Origin of the sequence: Roseovarius sp. D0-M9 (assembly GCF_037083805.1) — a bacterium.
Lineage (GTDB): Bacteria > Pseudomonadota > Alphaproteobacteria > Rhodobacterales > Rhodobacteraceae > Roseovarius.
The window spans coordinates 1-1,244 of sequence record NZ_JBAPKZ010000118.1 but is presented as its reverse complement, the minus strand read 5'-3'; the positions used below and the strand labels follow the sequence as shown (position 1 = coordinate 1,244).

Here is a 1,244-nt window from a genome sequence, read left to right as displayed (position 1 = left end):
GCGATGGCTGAGGTCTCCGCGTCGGACGCGCCTACCGAAGGCACGAAATATGGGAGCGGCTCAAGCACCGGTGCGCCCGACTACCCACACGGAACGAGAAGGGACCCAATTCTTTGGATGTATCTGATATGATTTATGATGAAAAATGCAGTGATGAATCTTCGAAATCAAAGCATTATTATATTAGTGAAACTCCAGATAATTTAATCGTGTCAGTAAACAAAAAGACCGCACGGAAGCTCACTGAACTCTCTTCAAAAGAAATAATTATTGTCCTGGAAGAAGCCTTGCAACGGCATCATAAAATTTCAGCATAATTGGCCTTTAACGAAGCGACACAGCAGCTTGTTAGAGTGAAATCCTTTTAGGATGTTTGCTCTCAGTGAGCTGGCGCGATCCTCAGGTTGAGGTCACGCCGGCTTACTGAGAACACATCATACCATCTGGGCGGTTGTTAATGCTGAACATAAATAAGGAAGTAAAATATAATCATTACAACAAGCACTCACCGAAATAGAAAAGCATATATGCCAGTTTTATAGATCTACTCCTTACCGCGATTCAGTCGTGCGGTAATATAGAAGCAGGGGCTTCTTGACGCCGCCCATTCCGGGTTTGCGCACCACCAAAGGTGATCCCATGAAAGACTATCTGAACAACAATTTCCTGCTCCATCATACTTATATTGCCAGCGAATTCCTTCGCTGGCTTCAACAAGACGGCGAAAGCCTGATCGCGTCTGCGGAACTGCTCGGTGGGCCAGACTGGGCTAAAAATGCCCAAGTTATCGTAGATGAGGCTTTGGCGGACGAAGATCTGTCCGCCGAGGGCGTCCGTGTCCGGCTACATCGTATGCACCGCCTGTTACATCTCGATCTTGTAGACGATCTCGACAGTAATGAGGCGCTGCGGTTTATGGCGGTTAACCCAGATGATCTGCGGGCAGATGAAGCACGGGTCTGCGCTGAGGCCTTGGACAACGGCCTGCGATCACTGGACGCGTTGAGCGAGACCGACGTCGTTAATGCGAGGAAAGTGGCATGATCAGTGGTGAACAGAGAAGCGCAGTCTTACAGGCGCGTGATCTCACGCGGTTCGCGGCGCAATGGTTGGAACCCCTCAAGTTCCAAAAACATGGCTTCTTCGCGGTTTGTGTGGGTGTGCGGGTCTCCGGTCAGTTCACGACCACACCAGATGTTGTGTCGTAGGGTGGCGCGGGCAGGTGCTTGAGCCGACCGGCGACA

1 protein-coding gene is annotated in these 1,244 nt (G+C 50.5%); it reads left to right on the top strand.

Features of this window, described 5'->3' with window-relative positions:
• The first annotated feature begins 639 nt into the window (after window positions 1-639).
• Window positions 640-1,044, top strand: coding sequence for a hypothetical protein (locus V8352_RS21760; RefSeq protein WP_336426345.1), 405 nt, complete (start codon window positions 640-642; stop codon window positions 1,042-1,044).
• Window positions 1,045-1,244: the final 200 nt, after the last annotated feature.